This is a genomic window from Mesorhizobium sp. CA4, from assembly GCF_020165075.1.
GTDB lineage: Bacteria > Pseudomonadota > Alphaproteobacteria > Rhizobiales > Rhizobiaceae > Mesorhizobium.
In genome coordinates this window covers 249,462-267,982 of the sequence record NZ_JAIUHK010000001.1, presented here as the reverse complement: position 1 = coordinate 267,982, position 18,521 = coordinate 249,462, and the positions used below count along the sequence as shown (strand labels likewise).

The following is an 18,521-nucleotide window of genomic DNA, read 5'->3' as shown; positions in this document are numbered from 1 at the left end:
TTCAACCCGGACCGGAAAGGCTTTAGGCTCACCCGAGTCACATACGTAGCGTGCCCGTTTGAAACAGGATTTTGCCATGGCAATGGATGCCCACGACATCGAAAAGCTGATCAAGGAAGGCATCCCGGACGCCAAGGTGACGATCCGCGACCTGGCCGGCGACGGCGACCATTACGCGGCCGAGGTCGTTGCGGAGAGTTTCCGGGGCAAAAGCCGCGTGCAGCAGCACCAGATGGTCTATGATGCGCTGAAGGGCAAGATGGGCGGCGTGCTGCATGCTCTGGCGCTGCAGACCAGCGTCCCGGACTGAGCGCTGCCGGCCGTCAGGCCTTGGCCCAAATCACGTTATCCCTTGCGCCATTCAAGTAGCGTCACGGCTAACGTCTTGTTTCAGCCACCCTATGGGTTTATTTGAAGGACATGCTTCGAGCCTGACTCCCACAGGCATGAAAGGATTGTCCATGACCGGCATCAGCGACTACATCGACAATGAAGTGAAGAGCAACGACGTCGTGCTCTTCATGAAGGGCACGCCCGGCTTCCCGCAATGCGGGTTCTCTGGCCAGGTGGTGCAGATCCTCGACTACATCGGGGCCGACTACAAAGGCGTCAACGTGCTCGACTCGGCCGAATTGCGGCAGGGCATCAAGGATTATTCGAACTGGCCGACCATCCCGCAGCTCTACGTGAAGGGTGAATTCGTCGGCGGTTGCGACATCGTGCGCGAGATGTTCCAGGCCGGCGAGTTGCAGGACTTCCTCGTCGAAAAGGGCGTCAGCGTCAAAGGCGCCGCCTGATCGGATTGCGTCGGCGACCGGCCGGCGGACACTCGCTTCCGGGGCCGCCCCCACCTCGGCATTGTAGTTCTCGGATCTGAGAACGAGACGAATGGATGCGCCGGTAATCCGGCGCATGTTCGTTTGAAGAATCGGATTTCGCGGTGGACAAGCAGGCAGCAGCGCAGCAATCGGCAACAAGCTTGCCCATTCTGCGCTGGGAATTCATTGCGCTCTGCGCGGCGCTCATGGCGCTCAATTCCTTGGCCATCGACATCATGCTGCCGGCGCTGCAGCAGATCGGCGCCTCGCTCGGCGTCGAGAGCGAGAACCACCGCCAATATGTCATCACCGCCTATATGCTCGGCTTCGGCGGCGGACAGCTTTTGTTCGGGCCCATTTCGGATCGCTTCGGACGCCGCGCGCCACTGGTCATTGGCCTTGTCGTCTATGTGGCTGCGGCTGCCGCCGCCATAGCTCCCAGTTTCGCCCTGTTGCTGACCTGCCGTCTGATCCAGGGCATCGGCGCGGCCGCAACCCGCGTCATCGCCGTCTCGATCGTGCGCGACACGTTCGAAGGCCGGCGTATGGCCGAGGTGATGTCGCTGATCTTCATGGTGTTCATGGCCATCCCGGTCATCGCGCCCGGCATCGGTCAGTTCGTCATGCTGTTCGCCAGTTGGCACTGGATTTTCGTGACCATGGCCGTCGGCGCGTTGATCGTTTCGACCTGGGCTCTGCTGCGCCTGCCCGAGACGCTGCATCCCGAATATCGCCGCCCGCTCACGGTAGCGTCCGTACTCGGCGGCTTCCGCATCGTGCTCACCAACCGGCTCACGCTTTGCTACGCCTTTGCCAGCACGTTCATCTTCGCCGCCATGTTCGGCTTCATCAGTTCGGCGCAGCAGATCTACATCGACATATTCCATGTCGGCGAATTGTTCCCGCTGATCTTTGCCGGCGTCGCCGGCGTGCTTGCCTTCTCCAACTATCTCAATTCGCGGCTGGTCGGACAGATCGGCATGCGCCGCCTGTCGCAGGGCGCGCTGCTTATCTTCCTGTGCATCAGTCTTGCCTGGCTGGTGGTCTCGCTGGAGATGCAGATGCCGCTCTGGCTCTTCGTCACCTTTTTTGCCGGCGCGATGCTGCCATTCGGCGGACTGGGCGCGAATTTCAACGCCCTGGCCATGGAACCGCTCGGCGAGCTCGCCGGGACGGCGGCATCCATTCTTGGCTTCATGCAGACGTTTCTCGGTGCCCTGATCGGAGCGGCGATCGGCCAGGCCTATAATGGCACGGTCACGCCTTTGGCCGCAGGTTTCTGTAGCGTCTCGGTCGCGGCTTTGCTGATGATCCTGATCGCCGAGCGGGGCAGGATGTTCCAGCCCCACAATCCCCCCGTTTCGGGGCACGTCACAGATCTGCACTAGATTGCTGCGGCCGGCAGGCCTGCCGGCCCTGGCCAAGCGCAGGATTTGGTCCTACTCGGCCCAGAGCTCGCGCCGCAACTCGTCCCAGCTTTGCTTGTCCGGCGCAACCAGCAGGCCGCCATCGACATGCGAGGGCAGGTAGGCGCTGCCGTCGACGCGCGCGACATGGCCGCCGGCTTCCTGATGGATCAGCGCGCCCGCCAGATGATCCCAGGGCATCAGCTTGTTGTAGAGCACGAAATGGGCGTGGCCGCTGGCCAGAAGCCGGTATTCATGCGCCGCGCAGCGATAGGCGAATTGCGACAGCGTCTTGGTTTGGTTGCGGGCGAGCCGCGAGCGTTCAGGCTCTTGGAGAAACTGCCACGAAACGGCGCCGGTCATCTGCGACATCGGCACCGGTGCCGCGACGCGAACCTTCTCCAGCGCGCCATGCGCGTGGCGGATATGGCTGCCGGCGCCCTTGGTCCCGATCAGCCAGTCTTTGCCGACCGGGTCATGGATGATGCCGGCGACGGTCTCGCCATTGACGACGACGCCGGCCATGACACCGAACAGCGGCACGCCGGAAGCGAAATTGAAAGTGCCGTCGACCGGATCGATGACGAAGGCAAGCGCGGCATCGCCAAGTCCCGACAGCAGCGCCGGATTGTCGGAGCAGGCTTCCTCGCCGACCACCATGGCGTCCGGATAGCGCTCGAGCAGCCGGGCGGTGATCAGCCTTTCGGCGTTGACGTCCGCCTCGGTGACGAGGTCGGCGGCGGACGTCTTCTGGCGGACGTCGCCCTCGCCCAGCCGGCGGAAGCGCGGCATGATTTCGGCGTTCGCCGCGTCGGCGAGGAGCTCGGCCAGCCAGTCGATCGCATTATCGTCAAATCGCATCGGAAATGTCTTGTCCTGGGTTCGTGCTAGAGCATGATGCCGAAAAGTGTGAAGCGGTTTCGGACGACATCATGCTCTACTTCTTTGATTTAGAGCCGGATTCAGATTTCAGGTCGAACAGACCTGAATCATCCGGCTCTAGCCCCGCGAAGTCGAACAGCTTCCTGTCCAGGAGATGCGAGGGCCTTACATTGGTCATGGCGCGGATCATCGTGTCCTTGCGGCCCGGCATGCGCCTCTCGATGTCGTCGAGCATCGCCTTCATGGCGTTGCGCTGCAGCCCTTCCTGGCTGCCGCACAGGTCACACGGGATGATCGGGAATTTCATCGCGTTGGCGAATTTCTCGAGGTCGGCCTCAGCACTATAGGCGAGCGGCCGCAGCACCATGACGTCGCCTTCGTCATTGAGGAGCTTGGGCGGCATGGCGGCGAGACGCCCGCCATGGAACAGGTTCATGAAGAAGGTTTCGAGTATGTCCTCGCGGTGATGGCCAAGCACCAGCGCCGAACACCCCTCCTCGCGCGCGATCCGATAGAGATGGCCGCGCCGCAGCCGCGAGCAGAGCGAGCAATAGGTGCTGCCCTCGGGCAGCTTGTCGGTCACCACCGAATAGGTGTCCTGGTATTCGATGCGGTGGGCGATGCCGTTGGCGTTGAGAAAGTCGGGCAGGATGTGCTTCGGAAAATTCGGCTGGCCCTGGTCGAGATTGCAGGCGAGCAGATCGACCGGCAGCAGGCCGCGCCATTTGAGGTCGAGCAAAAGCGCCAGCAGGCCGTAGGAATCCTTACCGCCCGACAGCGCCACCAGCCAGCGTTCGCCCGGCTTCACCATGGCGAAATCTTCGATAGCCTGGCGGGTAAGTCTCAACAGCCGCTTGCGCAGCTTGTTGAACTCGACCGAGGACGGCACGTCACGAAACAGCGGGTGGAACCCGCCATCGGCCTCGTCGTCGATCGCCTCGAGGGATTTGACATCTGGCAGCATATTCATGGCGCCGGCTCCGCGTTGTCAGCGCCCGGCTTTAGAGCATTTTGCAGCCGAGTGAAATCACATGGCATCGCATAAATGCGGCCAAAGTGAATAGCCCTGACCGCCAAAGAAAAGGCCGCCTCGAGAGGCGGCCTTGGATGCTGCGGCTGATCGATGTCGATCAGCGCGAGTAGAATTCGACGACCAGGTTCGGTTCCATCTGTACCGCGAACGGAACGTCCGACAGGCCGGGTACGCGAGCGAAGGTCGCGGTCATCTTGTTGTGGTCGGCTTCGATATAGTCCGGCACGTCGCGCTCGGCGAGGCCCACCGATTCCAGCACGATGACGAGCTGCTTCGACTTCTCGCGCACCTCGATGACGTCGCCCGGCTTGCAGCGATACGAACCGATGTTGGTGCGCTTACCGTTGACGTTGACATGGCCGTGGTTGACGAACTGACGGGCGGCGAAGATGGTCGGCACGAACTTGGCGCGATAGACGATCGCGTCGAGGCGCGACTCCAGCAGGCCGATCAGGTTCTCGGAGGTGTCGCCCTTGCGGCGGTTGGCCTCTTCATAGACCTTGCGGAACTGCTTTTCCGAAACGTCGCCATAGTGACCCTTCAGCTTCTGCTTGGCGCGCAGCTGCAGGCCGAAGTCGGAAAGCTTGCCCTTGCGGCGCTGGCCGTGCTGGCCGGGGCCGTATTCACGCTTGTTGACCGGGGACTTCGGGCGGCCCCAGATGTTTTCGCCGAGACGGCGGTCGATCTTGTATTTCGCGGATTCGCGCTTGCTCATCGCATTCCCTTTCAAAACAATATACCCGGAACCCCATGGCTCCGGGCGAAGGAAACGCGCCCTCCTCTGGCCTCCGTTTTCGAGACCTGACAGGGTTTCCCACGCACAGCGACGAAAACCCACGGGACACGTCAAAAGAAACCACCGGGCGTCGCCACCCGGTGTTGGTGGCCTGTTAAACACAGATTTAACCGCTGTCAAGCTTGCGGCTGGCGGCGCCGACGGCAACCCGATATCATCTTAGCGTTGCATGCGGTGCCGGGTGTGGCGGAAAGTTGCACGCCGGCGGTATGGGGGCGGATGCGGCGTCTTCGGACGCGAACGCCCGCACGTGATGAAGTGACTGGAGCAGAGGAGTCCGAATTCCATGAAGAAGTTCTTCCTTACCCTGACGGGAGCCGCCGTGTTAGCCGGATCGATGGCGGTCGTGACGCCGGAACCGGCCATGGCCAGGCACTGGCATGGCCACAAGCAGGTGTGCCGCGTCGTTGTGAAGAAAAAAGTGGTCTGGCGCCACGGCCATCGCCATGTCGTGCGCTACAAGACGCGGCATTGCTGGTGGCGCCGCTAGCTGACCGCTTGGGCTAATCCAGACGAAGCCCGCGGACAGCTCCGCGGCTTTTTGCATCCGATCTCGCGATTTATGACTTCTTGCCGGGCAGGCTCTGGCGCTTGGTCTCGGCGAACTCCTCGAGCTGCTTCTCGCTCATCGATTCATACATTTCGCGCGACGCGCCTTTGAGTTCGCTCTTCTTCGTCTCGCCGCGCTTGGCGGAAAGCGCTGCGCCGGCGGCCTTTTGCTGGGCTTGCGATTTGGCGGGCATGGCGGTTTCTCCTTCGCTGCGGGAGAAACGCCGCGCTTCGGCAGCAGTTCCGGCCTGGGCGGCTAGGTATTTCGTAAGCTTGCGGCAGCGGCGATCTTTAGCGACAGCCTTTCCGCGTCCGGATCGCCAGTGTAGGACGGCGGCATGAAATCGCTGACCGATCCCTCCCAGGCACTCTCCACCGGCCTCGCGAAAATCCGCACCGAGTTCCACGTGCCGGATGGATTTCCGCCGGAGGTGGTGGCTGCGGCGCAGGCGGCTGCCAAGCGTGTGCCCGACCAGCATGCCGATCGCACCGCGGTGCCTTTCGTCACGCTCGATCCGGCGAGCTCGACCGATCTCGACCAGGCCTTCTCGATCGAGGCCAGCGGCGGCGATCTTCTCTTGCATTACGCCATTGCCGACGTGGCCTGGTTCGCCGGGGATGGCGACGCGGTGGATCTCGAAGCCTGGAACCGGGGCGAGACGCTTTATTTGCCGGACGGCAAGGCCGGGCTCTACCCGCCGCTGCTTGCCGAGGCTGCGGCGAGCCTGTTGCCCGATGGACCGCGTCCCGCAGTCATCTTCACGGTCCGGGTTGCCGGAGACGGTGCGGTGAAATTGGATGGCGCGGAGCGCGCCGTCATCCAAAGCCGCGCCAAGCTCGCCTATGACAGCGTCAAAGCTTCGGATGTTCCCGCCGGCTTCGCGGAACTGGCGCGGCGCATAGCGGCTAACGAACAGCGCCGCGGCGCTTCGCGCGTCGATCCGCCAGAGCAGGAGGTGCAGAGGCTCGCCGACGGCACGTTCCGGCTTTCGTTCAGGCCGCTGCTGCAATCCGAGCAGGATAACGCCGCGCTTTCGTTGGCCGCCAATATGGCGATCGCCGATGCCATGCTGGCACACAAGACCGGATTGTTCCGGGTGATGTCGGGGCCGGATGCTTCCAAGGTGCAACGGCTGCGCAACGCGGCACAGGCGCTCGGCCTGTCCTGGCCGGCCTCCACCAGCCTGCGCGACTATCAGCGCACGCTCGATCCGGCCGATCCGAAACAGGCAGCGCTGATGCTGGAAATCCGCCGCGCGGGCAACGGCGCGTCCTACCAGCCCTATCAGGAGGGCGTCGTGCCCTGGCATGAGGCGATGGCCGCGACCTACGCGCATGCCACCGCGCCGCTCAGGCGGCTGGCCGACCGCTACGTCGTGCGCTGCGCGCTGGCAATCGCCAACGGCGAGCCCGTGCCGCAGGCGGTCGCCGACGCCTTTGCCAGATTGCCGAAGGTGATGGGGCGTGCGGATGCCCGCGCGTCGCAGATCAATCATGCTGCCATCGACCTTGCCGAGGCCGCAATGCTCAAGGGACGTGAGGGCGAGACGTTCAAGGCCGTCGTCACCGACTTCGTCGATCATGGCGTGCGCGTGCAGCTTGCCGATATGCCTGTCGTCGCCAATGTAAGGGCCTCCGGGTTCAGGCAGGGAGACAGCCTGATGCTAAAGCTGGTCTCGGCTGACCCGGATCAGCGCAGCATCGTCTTCGAGCCCGCCACCCCGGCTTGAGCACTAAGGTGCGGTCAATCCAAAGCCCTGGATCAGCCGCCTCGTGGCGAAATCCACCTTGCCCGAGGTGAAGACGGCAAGATCGGGCTCGCTGTCGCCGGATTTTTCTCCGACGAGGTCGAGCAGCGACATGGCGCGCCGCGCGATCGCTTCGGCAGGATCGATCCAGTCGACCGGCCAGGGTGCGGTCTTGCGCATGCGGTTGGCGAGAAACGGATAATGCGTGCAGGCGAGCACGACGATATCGGTGCGGTTGCCGTCGCGCTCGATGAAGCAGGGCGCGATTTCGGCGCGCACGGCTTCCTCATCGACGAAACCCTGGCGCATATAGATTTCGGCCAGCCCCGCCAGCCGGTCGCTGCCGACCAGGCGCACATGGCATTTCTGCGCCCATTTGCTGATCAGGTCGCGCGTGTACTGGCGCTTCACCGTGCCGGGCGTCGCCAGCACCGACACCAGGCCGGAGCGGGTGCGTTCGGCCGCTGGCTTGATTGCCGGCACCGTGCCGACGAAAGGATGGCCGGGGAATGTCTCGCGCAGCGCCTCGATCACCAGCGTCGAAGCTGTATTGCAGGCGATCACCGAAATCGCCGGCTGGAGGCGGTCGAGCAATTTGCCGAACAGTGCAAGGATGTGTTCCTTGAGCGCCGGCTCTTCCCAGGCGCCGTAAGGAAAAGCCGCGTCGTCGGCGACATAGACGAAGCGGCGGTCGGGCATGAGCACACGCGCTTCGCGCAACACGGTCAGCCCGCCGACGCCGGAATCGAACATCAGGATCGGGCGCTGGCTTGATCGATCGCTCATTGTCATCCGGTCACAGAGCAATTCCAGGAAAGTGTGAAACGGTTTTCCGTCCGGAGTTGCGTCAAAACAAAGAGAAGCATCCGATCCGTGATTGGATCGACACCGCTTCTATCGCGAATGATCATGGTCTTGAAGAGGCGAATGCGAGCAGCTTTTTCGCAGTCGATAGAGCATGACGCCGAAAAGCGTGAAGCAGCTTTCGCACGACATCATGCTCTATCTTTAGGAATGATTCATATCCCGCGCTTGCCGAAGTCGGCGGGGCGCGGCCTGCCGAATGGCTGCGGCGCGGGCGGGATGCGTGCGGCTGAAGCGGCAACCGCCGCGCGTGGAGCGGCCGGCACGGCGGTGCGTGCAGTGCGTGTCGATGCCGGAAGCGGGCCATCGAACTCAAAAAACATCGGTCAATTCATCGATGTTGCTTCCGGCGACGGGTTTCGCCCACAGGATCGTGCACCAGAGGCCGAATATCGAAAGTGCAAGCAGGTTCAGTCCGCCGGGAATGCTTTCGGGATCGTCGAATTTGACGACCAGCAGCACGCCTGCCTGCAAAAGGGCGTAGACGGCGGAAAGGACGATGTACGCCCACAGGATCCAGCGACGCCCCGTTGGCGTCGCGGGTGCGCCGCGAGGCGATGTTGCCGCGCGGCGCGACAAAGATGAGCGAGGCGACGAGGACGGCGCCCGCCATGCCCTGCCGCGCCGGACCGGGCCCCGAATTGATCAGCCCTTCGAAACCGATCGTGCTGACAATGCAGACAACGATCACCACGGTTTCGGCGACGGCAAGACCGATGCTCACAGCTTATCGATTTTAACTTTCTTCGTCTTTGACGCGACCGCGCGCGCCGGCCGGCAATCGTCTTGGATCATCCCCGGGCGAGCCGTCGCCGCGCGGCATGGCCGGCGAGAACCGGTCGAGCGAGGAGATGATGCCGCGCAGAACCTTGAGCTCGGGTTCGGCGAACCCCGCGCGCGTCAGCACGGCGCGCAGATTGTCGACCATCTTCGGTTTCTTTTCCTCAGGGCGGAAATAACCGCGCGCTTCCAACGCGTTCTCAAGATAGGCGAACAGGCTGTGCAGTTGGTCCTTGGTGGCCGGCACCAGCTCCGGTCCGGAGAAGTTGGTCTGCGTCTCGTCGGCGAGGCCGGACTTCATCCATTCATAGGACATGAGCAGCACCGCCTGGGCGATGTTGAGCGAGGAAAAGCCGGGATCGACCGGAAAGGTGACGATCTCGTCGGCGAGCCCGACCTCGTCATTGTAAAGGCCGAAGCGCTCGCGGCCGAACAGGATACCGGTGCGCAGCCCGGCCTCGCTGCGCGCCCTGAGCGCCCTGCCCGCTTCAACAGGCCCGCGCACCGGCTTGAAGCCGTCGCGCTCGCGCGCGGTCGTGGCGAAGACGAAGTTCAGGTTGGCGACCGCCGAGGGCAGATCGTCGAAGACCCTGGTGGCGTCGATGACGTGGTCGGCGCGGCTGGCCGCCGCGCGCGCCTTCTCGCTCGGCCAGCCGTCGCGCGGGTTGACCAGCCTGAGCTCGGACAAGCCGAAATTCGCCATGGCCCGCGCGACCATGCCGATGTTCTCGCCGAGCTGCGGCTCGACCAGGATAATCGCCGGTCCGGCGGAGGCGGTCTTGGTTGTGTCTTCTATGGCTGGCATGGCTATTGGTAACCGGGGTTTGCGGCGTTTCGGCGTCCCTGCCACATCCGGACCGGAAAATGAAGCATTCACAACAGCGGCGCCCGTCCGCCCCGGCGCGGATCGCGGTTTGCGCGCTGAAAAAGCCTTTGATATACGCTCCGCATCCCCGGCCGAAACCATGCGGGCAAGGCCGTCCAGATCCCCCAGCAACGAGGCATTCTTTCCATGGCGAAGATCAAGGTGGCGAACCCGGTCGTCGAGCTCGACGGCGACGAGATGACCCGCATCATCTGGCAGTTCATCAAGGACAAGCTGATCCACCCTTATCTCGACCTGAAGCTTGAATATTACGACCTCGGCATCGAGCACCGCGACGCCACCAACGACCAAGTGACGGTCGATTCGGCCAACGCCATCAAGAAATGGGGCGTCGGCGTGAAATGCGCGACGATCACCCCCGACGAGGCGCGCGTCGAGGAGTTCAAGCTGAAGAAGATGTGGAAGTCGCCCAACGGCACCATCCGCAACATCCTCGGCGGCACCATCTTCCGCGAGCCGATCATCATGAAGAACGTGCCGCGCCTGGTGCCGGGCTGGACCAAGCCGATCGTCGTCGGCCGTCATGCCTTCGGCGACCAGTACCGCGCCACCGACTTCCGCTTCCCCGGCAAGGGCAAGCTGACGATCAAGTTCGTCGGCGAGGACGGCCAGGTGATCGAGCACGACGTCTATGATGCTCCCGGCGCCGGCGTGGCCATGGCCATGTACAATCTCGACGAGTCGATCCGCGAGTTTGCCCGCGCCTCGTTGAACTACGGCCTGCTGCGCAACTTCCCGGTCTATCTGTCGACCAAGAACACCATCCTTAAGGCTTATGACGGCCGCTTCAAGGACATCTTCCAGGAGGTCTACGAGAAGGAATTCGAGGCCGAGTTCAAGGCAAGGAAACTCTGGTACGAGCATCGCCTGATCGACGACATGGTCGCTTCCAGCCTGAAATGGTCGGGCGGCTATGTCTGGGCCTGCAAGAACTATGATGGCGATGTGCAGTCCGACACCGTGGCGCAAGGCTTCGGCTCGCTCGGCTTGATGACTTCGGTGCTGATGACGCCGGACGGCAAGACGGTGGAAGCGGAGGCCGCGCACGGCACCGTGACCCGCCATTACCGCCAGCATCAGAAGGGCGAGGAAACCTCGACCAATTCGATCGCCTCGATCTTCGCCTGGACGCGCGGCCTCGCCCACCGCGCCAAGCTCGACGACAATGCCGAGCTGAAGCGCTTCGCCGAGACGCTGGAAAAGGTCTGCATCCAAACCGTCGAGAGCGGTTTCATGACCAAGGACCTGTCGCTGCTGATCGGCCCCGACCAGCCCTGGCTCTCGACCACCGGCTTCCTCGACAAGATCGACGAGAATTTGCAGAAGGCGATGGGGTGAGGAGCGGTGCGCGAAGCGCATGAAAAGCCCCGAAATGGGCTTTTCATGCGACGAACGCCCGGAGCCATTGCGGAGGGCCGGGCCTGATGGCCAAACCAACTCTCTACGGCGCGGATTACAGCGTCTATGTGCGCATCGCGCGGATGACGTTGGAGGAAAAGGGCGTCGGCTATGAGCTGGTGCCGCTGGACATCTTCGCCGCCGAAGGCATTCCGGCCTGGTATCTGGACCACCACCCTTTCAGCCGCATCCCGGCTTTCGAGCATGCCGGTTTTCGTCTGTTCGAGACAGGCGCCATCGCGCGCTATGTGGACGAGGCCTTCGACGGTCCCGCGCTACAGCCGGCCGACGCGCGCGGCCGCGCCAGGATGAGCCAGATCACCGGCATGCTCGACGCCTATGGCTATCGCGCCATGGTCTGGGATGTGGCCGTGGAGCGGCTGGAGAAGGCGGCACCGGATGAGGCGCTGATTGCCAGCGGGCTCCGCCAAGCTGAGACGGTGCTCAAGGTGCTGACATCGCTGAAGGCAAGAGGAACTTGGCTGCTTGGCGAGCAACTGACGCTGGCCGATCTGCATGCCGGGCCGATCATCGCCTATTTCCTCAAGGTCGCGGAAGGACGCGATCTGTTGGCGCGGTTTGCGGATATGCGCGATTGGTATGCGCGGATAGCCGGACGGCCGAGCTTCGCGCGGACGGAAAAGGTCGCGTAAATCGCTCAGCGTCGGCGCCGCCCCTCATTGCCCTGCCGGGCATTTCTGCCCGTAAACGGGGAGAAAGAAGCAGTTGCGACGCTGGCGATTGGCGAAAGCCTATGTGACAGCGCCCTTCTCCCCATTCAACGGGGAGAAGATGCCGGCAGGCAGATGAGGGGCAGCGCGGCCTGCGGAGAATGGGAACCGGCCTGAGCTACAGCCGATCGCCCCGACCGTCACGCCGCCTCCAGCGCCGCCTTCACCGCCGCGATCGCATCATTGGCCCTGGAGGCGTCCGGGCCACCGGCCTGCGCCATGTCGGGACGCCCGCCGCCGCCCTGGCCGCCAAGCGCGGCGGACGCGACGCGCACGAGATCGACGGCGCTGAAGCGGCCGGTCAAATCGTCGGTGACGCCGACGACCACGCTCGCCTTGTTGTCCTCGCCGGCGCCGACAAAGACGACCACGCCGGAGCCGAGCGTCTTCTTGCCGGCATCCGCCAGCGGCTTCAGGTCCTTCGGCGCGACACCGCTGACTGCTTTGCCAAGGAAGCCGACGCCGGCGACCGTCTCGTTGGCGGCCGGGGCATCTGCAACGGCCGAACCGCTGCCCAGCGCCAGCTTCTTGCGCGCCTCGGTAAGCTCCTTTTCGAGCTTCTTGCGCTCTTCGAGCAGCGCCTCGACGCGTGATGGCACATCGGCCGGCGAGATCTTCAGGGTCGCCGCCGCGGCTTTCAGCCGCTTGTCCTGCTCGTCGAGGTGCTTGCGCGCCGCCTCGCCGGTCAGCGCCTCGATACGGCGCACGCCGGCCGCCACCGCGCTGTCCGACAGGATACGCACCAGGCCGATATCGCCGGTCGATTTCACATGGGTGCCGCCGCAGAGTTCGACCGAATAGGGACGATTGGCCTTGGCACCATGCAGGCCGGTGCCCATCGACACGACGCGCACCTCGTCGCCATATTTCTCGCCGAACAGCGCCATGGCGCCCTCGGCGATGGCGTCGTCGACCGACATCAGCCGCGTCGTCACTGGGCTGTTCTGGACGACGATCTCGTTGGCCATGCGCTCGACCTCTTCGAGTTCGTCCGCCGAGATCGGCTTGTTGTGCGAGATGTCGAAGCGCAGCCGGTCCGGCGCCACCAGCGAGCCCTTCTGCGCGACGTGGGTTCCCAGCACCTCGCGCAACGCCTCGTGGATGAGATGCGTCGCGGAATGGTTGGCGCGCAGCTTCGAGCGGCGGGCGTGGTCGACCTTGAGCTCGACAGCCACACCCGTCTTGACCGTGCCTTTGGCCACCTTGCCCAGATGCACGAACAGGCCGTCGGCCTTCTTCTGCGTGTCGGAAATCTCGATCGAGAAGCCCTCGCCGGAGATCACGCCGGTGTCGCCCATCTGGCCGCCGGATTCGCCGTAGAACGGCGTCTGGTTGACGACCACGGCGACCGCGTCGCCCTGCGACGCGCTATCGATTGCTTTGCCGTCCTTGACCAGCGCCTCGACGATGCCTTCGGCCTGCTCGGTCTCATAGCCGAGGAATTCGGTCGCGCCGGTGTTTTCACGCACGGAGAACCAGACGGTCTCGGTCGCGGCCTCGCCCGAGCCGGCCCAATGCGCGCGCGCCTCGGCCTTCTGCCGCTCCATCGCGTCGGTGAAGCCGGCGATATCGACCGAGATGCTGCGCTGGCGCAGCGCGTCCTGCGTCAGATCGAGCGGGAAGCCATAGGTATCGTAGAGCTTGAAGGCCGTCTCGCCGTCCAGCATGTCGCCGGCTTTGAGCGTCTCGGTCGCTTCCGACAGCAGGCCGAGGCCGCGCACCAGCGTCTTGCGGAAGCGTGTTTCCTCGAGTTTCAGCGTCTCGGTGATCAGCGCCTCGCCGCGCACCAGCTCGGGATAGGCCTGGCCCATCTCGCGCACCAGCGCCGGCACCAGCTGCCACATCAGCGGATCCTTGGCGCCAAGCAGCTGCGCATGGCGCATGGCACGACGCATGATGCGGCGCAGCACATAGCCGCGGCCTTCGTTGGACGGCAGCACGCCATCGGCGACCAGGAAGGAGGACGAGCGCAGGTGATCGGCGATCACGCGGTAGGACGCCACGTTCTCCTGGTTCGGACCCTGACCGAGCGCCGAGGACGCCACATCGATCAGATGCTTGAAAAGGTCGGTCTCGAAGACGCTCTCGACCCCTTGCAGGATGGAGGCCATGCGCTCCAGGCCCATGCCGGTGTCGATGGAGGGACGCGGCAGGTCGATGCGCTCTTCCTTCGTCACCTGCTCATACTGCATGAACACCAGGTTCCAGAATTCCAGGAACCGGTCGCCGTCCTCTTCCGGGCTGCCGGGCGGGCCGCCCCAGATATGCTCGCCGCGGTCGATGAAGATTTCCGAGCACGGCCCGCAGGGACCGGTGTCGCCCATCGCCCAGAAATTGTCGGAGGTCGGGATGCGGATTATGCGGTCGTCGGAGAAGCCGGCGATCTTCTTCCAGTAACCCGCCGCCTCGTCGTCGGTGTGATAGACGGTGACCAAGAGCTTGTCTTTCGGCAGACCGAATTCCTTGGTGATCAGGTTCCAGGCAAGCTCGATCGCACGCTCCTTGAAATAGTCGCCGAACGAGAAATTGCCGAGCATCTCGAAGAAGGTGAGATGGCGCGCGGTGTAGCCGACATTATCGAGATCGTTGTGCTTGCCGCCGGCGCGCACGCTCTTCTGTGCGGTCGCGGCGCGCGAATAGGGACGCTTCTCCAGGCCGGTGAACACGTTCTTGAACTGCACCATGCCAGCGTTGGTGAACATCAGCGTCGGATCGTTGCGCGGCACCAGCGGGCTTGAGGCGACGATCTCGTGGCCCTCCTTGCGGAAGTAGTCGAGGAATGTCGCCCGGATGTCGTTCACGCCACTCATTGCGTACTGCCTTTTCGCGAGAACCGCCGGCGTTGCCGGCGGCTGATGGGCTTTTGTTTCAGAAGATAGATGGGCCTTTTAGCGATAGCTCCTCACCCTGTCCAGAAACACGGAATTAATGCATGTCGCCCGGAAGTGCGCAGCGGTTCTGGCACAACGACATGTATCAAAACGAAGACCTAAAGCGCGTCACCTGGACCCGTTTCAGCGCGACGCGCTTTGGGCCAATCTTCGTAGGAGCGGCGCCTCAGCACCGCCCGCAAAACGCAAAACCGCCGGCACGAAGGCCGGCGGTTCGGGTACGCAGTACTCAAGAACTCGACTACATAAGCACAAACCGATAAACCAGGATTGTGGCCGAACTCCGGCTGAGCGACGAATTGCTTTCGCTCAATCCCGAACAGGAAACCGCCGCGCGGCCTTCCTGGACGAACCGGCCCTATATGGCGCCGGCTTCGTCCTCGAAACCGTCGTCCCCGCCTTCGGAGCCGCCATTCTCGAGGAATTTCTCGGCGATCAGCCCGGCATTCTGCCTGAGCGCCATCTCGATCTCGCGCGCCGTGTCGGGATTGTCGCGCAGGAACAGCTTGGCGTTCTCGCGACCCTGGCCGAGACGTTGCGAATTATAGGAGAACCAGGCGCCCGACTTCTCGACCACGCCCGCCTTGACCCCGAGATCGACGAGCTCGCCGGTCTTGGACACGCCCTCGCCATACATGATGTCGAACTCCACCACCTTGAAGGGCGGCGCCAGCTTGTTCTTGACCACCTTGACGCGGGTCTGGTTGCCGACGACCTCGTCGCGGTCCTTGACCGAGCCGATGCGGCGGATGTCGAGGCGCACCGAGGCGTAGAATTTCAGCGCGTTGCCACCCGTGGTCGTCTCGGGCGAGCCGAACATGACGCCGATCTTCATGCGGATCTGGTTGATGAAGATGACCATGGTGTTGGAGCGCGAGATCGAGGCGGTCAGCTTGCGCAGCGCCTGGCTCATCAAACGAGCCTGGAGACCGGGCAGCGCATCGCCCATCTCGCCTTCGATTTCTGCGCGCGGCGTCAGCGCCGCAACGGAGTCGACGACCAGAACGTCGATCGCGCCCGAACGCACCAGCGTGTCGCAGATTTCCAGCGCCTGCTCGCCTGTATCGGGCTGAGAGATCAGGAGGTTTTCCAGGTCGACGCCGAGCTTGCGGGCATAGACCGGATCGAGCGCGTGCTCGGCATCGACGAAGGCGCAGATGCCGCCCTTCTTCTGGGCTTCCGCCACGGTGTGCAGCGCCAGCGTCGTCTTGCCCGAGCTTTCCGGCCCGTAGATTTCGATGATGCGGCCGCGCGGCAGGCCGCCGACGCCGAGCGCGATGTCGAGCCCGAGCGACCCGGTCGGCACGGTTTCGATCTCGACCACCTGCTCGTTGGCGCCGAGCCGCATGATCGAGCCCTTGCCGAAAGCGCGCTCGATTTGCGACAGCGCCGCATCCAGAGCCTTTGATTTGTCCACTGCCTTATCCTCTACAAGCCGCAAAGTATTCTGAGCCATGATACATCACCCCTAGGTCATCAATGAAGGCCGGACAATCCGTGATCCCTGCTCTTTTGTACCTTTTTTGTTCTCATTTGGCAAGGGGTGACAAATATCTGAAAAACAAACACTATCTGGATTTGTTCTATTTTTGTCTCGCCAGAGCTGGTGCGGAGCACAACCACTGGTCCAGAAGAGATTTCGATATCCGGCCGTCCGAATCGCGACCCCGATTGCTGGGCGATCTGGAAAACCCTAGAGCAATTCCAGGAAAAGTGCGTAGCGGATTTCCGTCCGGAATTGCGCAGGAAGAAAGATTTTACAGCGGTTCAGCGATTCCGTGAAACGCCGAACCGCTCTAGTGTGCGCAGCCGCACGATCAACGAAAGTCAGCGACCCGAAATGCCGACATCCCCCACTATCCTGGCGCTGGGCGGCGCCCATATCGACCGGCGCGGCCGGGTCTCGGGCATTTATGTGCCCGCCGCCTCCAACCCCGGCATGATGCGCGAGGACGTCGGCGGCGTCGTTTTCAACGCGCTGCGCAGCGTGGTGAAGCGCGGCGTGTCGGCCTCGCTGATATCCGTGCGCGGCGGCGACGCGGCGGCGGACACGGTCGCCTCGGCGATCGACAGCGCCGGGATAACGGACCTCTCGGTCGTGTTCCTCGACCGCACGACGCCGAGCTACACGGCGCTGATCGACGCCGAGGGCGAATTGATCGTCGGCCTGGCCGACATGGCGCTCTATGACCTGGCCTTCCCCAAGCAGATAAGGCGTTCCAAGGTGCGCGAGGCGATCGAAGCCGCCGACGCGATCCTGTGCGATGCCAACCTGCCCACGGCGGCGCTGGAGCGCCTGGTGGCGCTGGCCGGCGGCCGGCCGGTCTTCGCCATTGCCGTCTCGCCGGCCAAGGTCGTTCGGTTGGCTCCGTTGCTCGGGAATTTGTCGCTGCTTTTCATGAACCGCCGCGAAGCTGCCGCCCTGGTCGGCGCCGAAGTCTCAGGCAAGCCCCTTGTCGACGCGCTCAGGCGGGTTGGCCTGAATGCCGGCGTGGTTACGGCCGGCAGCGCCCCCGTGCTGGGCTTCGACGACACAGGCATCTTTGAAATCGATCCGCCCACGCCGCGCCGGGTCGCCGACGTGACCGGGGCCGGCGACGCCCTGACCGGCGCGACGGTCGCCGCCCTGCTGCGCGGCCTGCCGCTGCGTGCCGCGCTGCGCGAAGGCGTTGCGGCGGCAATGCTCGCCATAGAGAGCTCCGATGCCGTGCCGTCCTTCACGATCGCCAATTTCACGCAGGCGCTCGCCCTTGTGCCGGAGGCGCGGGAGGTGGCATAGGGCCACCCACCATCTATTTCCTCCTTGTCGGAGACAGCCATGACGCCGGAAACCGCCCGCCCCTTCGTCGACATCCACCCGCCGGTGGCGGAAGCGCTTGCCGCCGGCCGGCCCGTGGTGGCGCTGGAAAGCACCATCATAACCCACGGCATGCCCTATCCCGACAATGGCGCGATGGCCGCCAAGGTCGAGCAGATCATCATCGACGGCGGCGCGGTGCCGGCGACGATCGCCGTGGTCGACGGGCGCATCAAGATCGGCCTGTCCGACGGCGAGCGCGAATCGCTGGCCATGACGGGCGATGCCATGAAGCTGTCGCGCGCCGATCTCGGCTTCGCGGTCGCTCAAACGCGCACCGGCGGCACCACAGTCGCGGCCACCATGATCGCAGCGCATATGGCCGGCATAAAAGTCTTCGCCACCGGCGGCATCGGCGGCGTCCACAAGGGCGCCGAAAAGAGTTTCGACATCTCTGCCGACCTCGACGAACTGGCGCGCACGCCGGTCATCGTCGTCTCGGCCGGCGCCAAGGCGATCCTCGATATCGAAAAGACGCTGGAAGTGCTGGAAACGCGCGGCGTGCCGGTTATCGGCCATGGCTGCGAGACCATGCCGGCCTTCTGGTCGAGGCAGTCGCCTTTCCGCGCCCCGTTGACGCTCAATGCGCCGGAAGACATCGCGCATTTCTACCGCACGCGCCAAGCGCTGGGTCTGGGTGGCGGCATTCTGGTCGCCAATCCGGTGCCGCGGAATGACGAGATACCGGCCGCTGAGATGGACGGTTACATCCAGGCGGCGCAGAAAGCGGCCCAAGCGCAGAACGTCACCGGCAAGGCGGTGACGCCGTTCCTTTTGTCGAAAATCCTGGAGCTGACTGGCGGCCGCAGCCTCAAGACCAACATCGCGCTGGTCGAGAACAATGCGCGGCTGGCGGCGGAGATTGCCAAGGCGCTGTAGGCG

18 protein-coding genes are annotated in these 18,521 nt (G+C 63.8%); 9 read left to right on the top strand and 9 right to left on the bottom strand.

Features of this window, described 5'->3' with window-relative positions; genetic code table 11:
- Window positions 1–76 precede the first annotated feature (76 nt).
- The 3 genes from LB528_RS01320 to LB528_RS01310 all read left to right on the top strand — a co-directional run bounded on the left by LB528_RS01320 (window position 77) and on the right by LB528_RS01310 (window position 2,206).
- Window positions 77–310 (top strand): BolA/IbaG family iron-sulfur metabolism protein, encoded by a 234-nt coding sequence (locus LB528_RS01320; RefSeq protein ID WP_040995401.1) that lies wholly within the window; start codon window positions 77–79, stop codon window positions 308–310.
- Between the two features lie 151 nt (window positions 311–461).
- Entirely contained in the window at window positions 462–797 is a 336-nt protein-coding gene (gene grxD, locus LB528_RS01315; protein WP_040981263.1) for a Grx4 family monothiol glutaredoxin, read from the top strand.
- 188 nt (window positions 798–985) lie between these two features.
- Window positions 986–2,206, top strand: coding sequence for a multidrug effflux MFS transporter (locus LB528_RS01310; protein ID WP_224713611.1), 1,221 nt, complete (start codon window positions 986–988; stop codon window positions 2,204–2,206).
- A gap of 51 nt (window positions 2,207–2,257) precedes the next feature.
- On the opposite strand, the gene LB528_RS01305 is transcribed toward LB528_RS01310, so the two are convergent.
- The 3 genes from LB528_RS01305 to rpsD form a co-directional block, all read right to left on the bottom strand.
- Window positions 2,258–3,085 carry an inositol monophosphatase family protein gene (locus tag LB528_RS01305; RefSeq protein WP_224713564.1) on the bottom strand — a complete coding sequence of 276 codons (828 nt, stop codon included), beginning with the start codon at window positions 3,083–3,085 and terminating at the stop codon, window positions 2,258–2,260.
- A gap of 76 nt (window positions 3,086–3,161) precedes the next feature.
- The gene (ttcA, locus tag LB528_RS01300; protein ID WP_411962082.1) at window positions 3,162–4,076 is read right to left on the bottom strand and encodes a tRNA 2-thiocytidine(32) synthetase TtcA; all 915 of its coding nucleotides are present in this window, start codon (window positions 4,074–4,076) and stop codon (window positions 3,162–3,164) included.
- A 160-nt stretch (window positions 4,077–4,236) separates the two neighbouring features.
- A complete protein-coding gene (gene rpsD, locus LB528_RS01295) occupies window positions 4,237–4,854 on the bottom strand; it encodes a 30S ribosomal protein S4 (RefSeq protein ID WP_126093607.1) in 618 nt (205 codons plus the stop codon).
- Window positions 4,855–5,221: 367 nt separating this feature from the next.
- Between rpsD and LB528_RS01290 the strand changes: the two genes are divergently transcribed.
- Window positions 5,222–5,425: a hypothetical protein gene (locus LB528_RS01290; RefSeq protein ID WP_224713563.1), complete on the top strand. Its 204-nt coding sequence runs from the start codon at window positions 5,222–5,224 to the stop codon at window positions 5,423–5,425.
- Window positions 5,426–5,495: 70 nt separating this feature from the next.
- Here the strand turns inward: LB528_RS01290 and LB528_RS01285 are convergent, their stop codons facing one another.
- The gene (locus LB528_RS01285) at window positions 5,496–5,678 is read right to left on the bottom strand and encodes a DUF3008 family protein (protein ID WP_224713562.1); all 183 of its coding nucleotides are present in this window, start codon (window positions 5,676–5,678) and stop codon (window positions 5,496–5,498) included.
- 144 nt (window positions 5,679–5,822) lie between these two features.
- Here LB528_RS01285 and LB528_RS01280 point away from each other — a divergent pair, with 144 nt between their 5' ends.
- On the top strand, window positions 5,823–7,214 hold the full coding sequence (locus LB528_RS01280; protein ID WP_224713561.1) for an RNB domain-containing ribonuclease: 1,392 nt from the start codon (window positions 5,823–5,825) through the stop codon (window positions 7,212–7,214).
- Between the two features lie 3 nt (window positions 7,215–7,217).
- On the opposite strand, the gene murI is transcribed toward LB528_RS01280, so the two are convergent.
- The 3 genes from murI to LB528_RS01265 form a co-directional block, all read right to left on the bottom strand.
- Window positions 7,218–8,018, bottom strand: coding sequence for a glutamate racemase (gene murI, locus LB528_RS01275; RefSeq protein ID WP_224512136.1), 801 nt, complete (start codon window positions 8,016–8,018; stop codon window positions 7,218–7,220).
- Window positions 8,019–8,408: 390 nt separating this feature from the next.
- On the bottom strand, window positions 8,409–8,558 hold the full coding sequence (locus LB528_RS01270) for a hypothetical protein (protein WP_224512138.1): 150 nt from the start codon (window positions 8,556–8,558) through the stop codon (window positions 8,409–8,411).
- Window positions 8,559–8,832: 274 nt separating this feature from the next.
- Complete coding sequence (locus LB528_RS01265; protein WP_224713560.1) at window positions 8,833–9,681, bottom strand: RNA methyltransferase; 849 nt, start codon at window positions 9,679–9,681, stop codon at window positions 8,833–8,835.
- Between the two features lie 207 nt (window positions 9,682–9,888).
- Between LB528_RS01265 and LB528_RS01260 the strand changes: the two genes are divergently transcribed.
- Together LB528_RS01260 and LB528_RS01255 are read left to right on the top strand one after the other, a co-directional pair.
- A complete protein-coding gene (locus LB528_RS01260; RefSeq protein ID WP_224512142.1) occupies window positions 9,889–11,100 on the top strand; it encodes an NADP-dependent isocitrate dehydrogenase in 1,212 nt (403 codons plus the stop codon).
- Between the two features lie 86 nt (window positions 11,101–11,186).
- Complete coding sequence (locus LB528_RS01255) at window positions 11,187–11,813, top strand: glutathione S-transferase family protein (RefSeq protein WP_224713559.1); 627 nt, start codon at window positions 11,187–11,189, stop codon at window positions 11,811–11,813.
- A 218-nt stretch (window positions 11,814–12,031) separates the two neighbouring features.
- On the opposite strand, the gene alaS is transcribed toward LB528_RS01255, so the two are convergent.
- Both alaS and recA read right to left on the bottom strand, forming a co-directional pair.
- The gene (gene alaS / locus LB528_RS01250; RefSeq protein ID WP_224713558.1) at window positions 12,032–14,701 is read right to left on the bottom strand and encodes an alanine--tRNA ligase; all 2,670 of its coding nucleotides are present in this window, start codon (window positions 14,699–14,701) and stop codon (window positions 12,032–12,034) included.
- 439 nt (window positions 14,702–15,140) lie between these two features.
- Entirely contained in the window at window positions 15,141–16,238 is a 1,098-nt protein-coding gene (gene recA / locus LB528_RS01245; protein ID WP_224512150.1) for a recombinase RecA, read from the bottom strand.
- A gap of 384 nt (window positions 16,239–16,622) precedes the next feature.
- On the opposite strand from recA, the gene LB528_RS01240 reads away from it, so the two are divergent.
- Window positions 16,623–17,561, top strand: a complete 939-nt coding sequence (locus LB528_RS01240; protein ID WP_224713557.1) for a carbohydrate kinase family protein — start codon at window positions 16,623–16,625, stop codon at window positions 17,559–17,561.
- A 39-nt stretch (window positions 17,562–17,600) separates the two neighbouring features.
- The gene (locus tag LB528_RS01235) at window positions 17,601–18,518 is read left to right on the top strand and encodes a pseudouridine-5'-phosphate glycosidase (RefSeq protein ID WP_224713556.1); all 918 of its coding nucleotides are present in this window, start codon (window positions 17,601–17,603) and stop codon (window positions 18,516–18,518) included.
- Window positions 18,519–18,521: the final 3 nt, after the last annotated feature.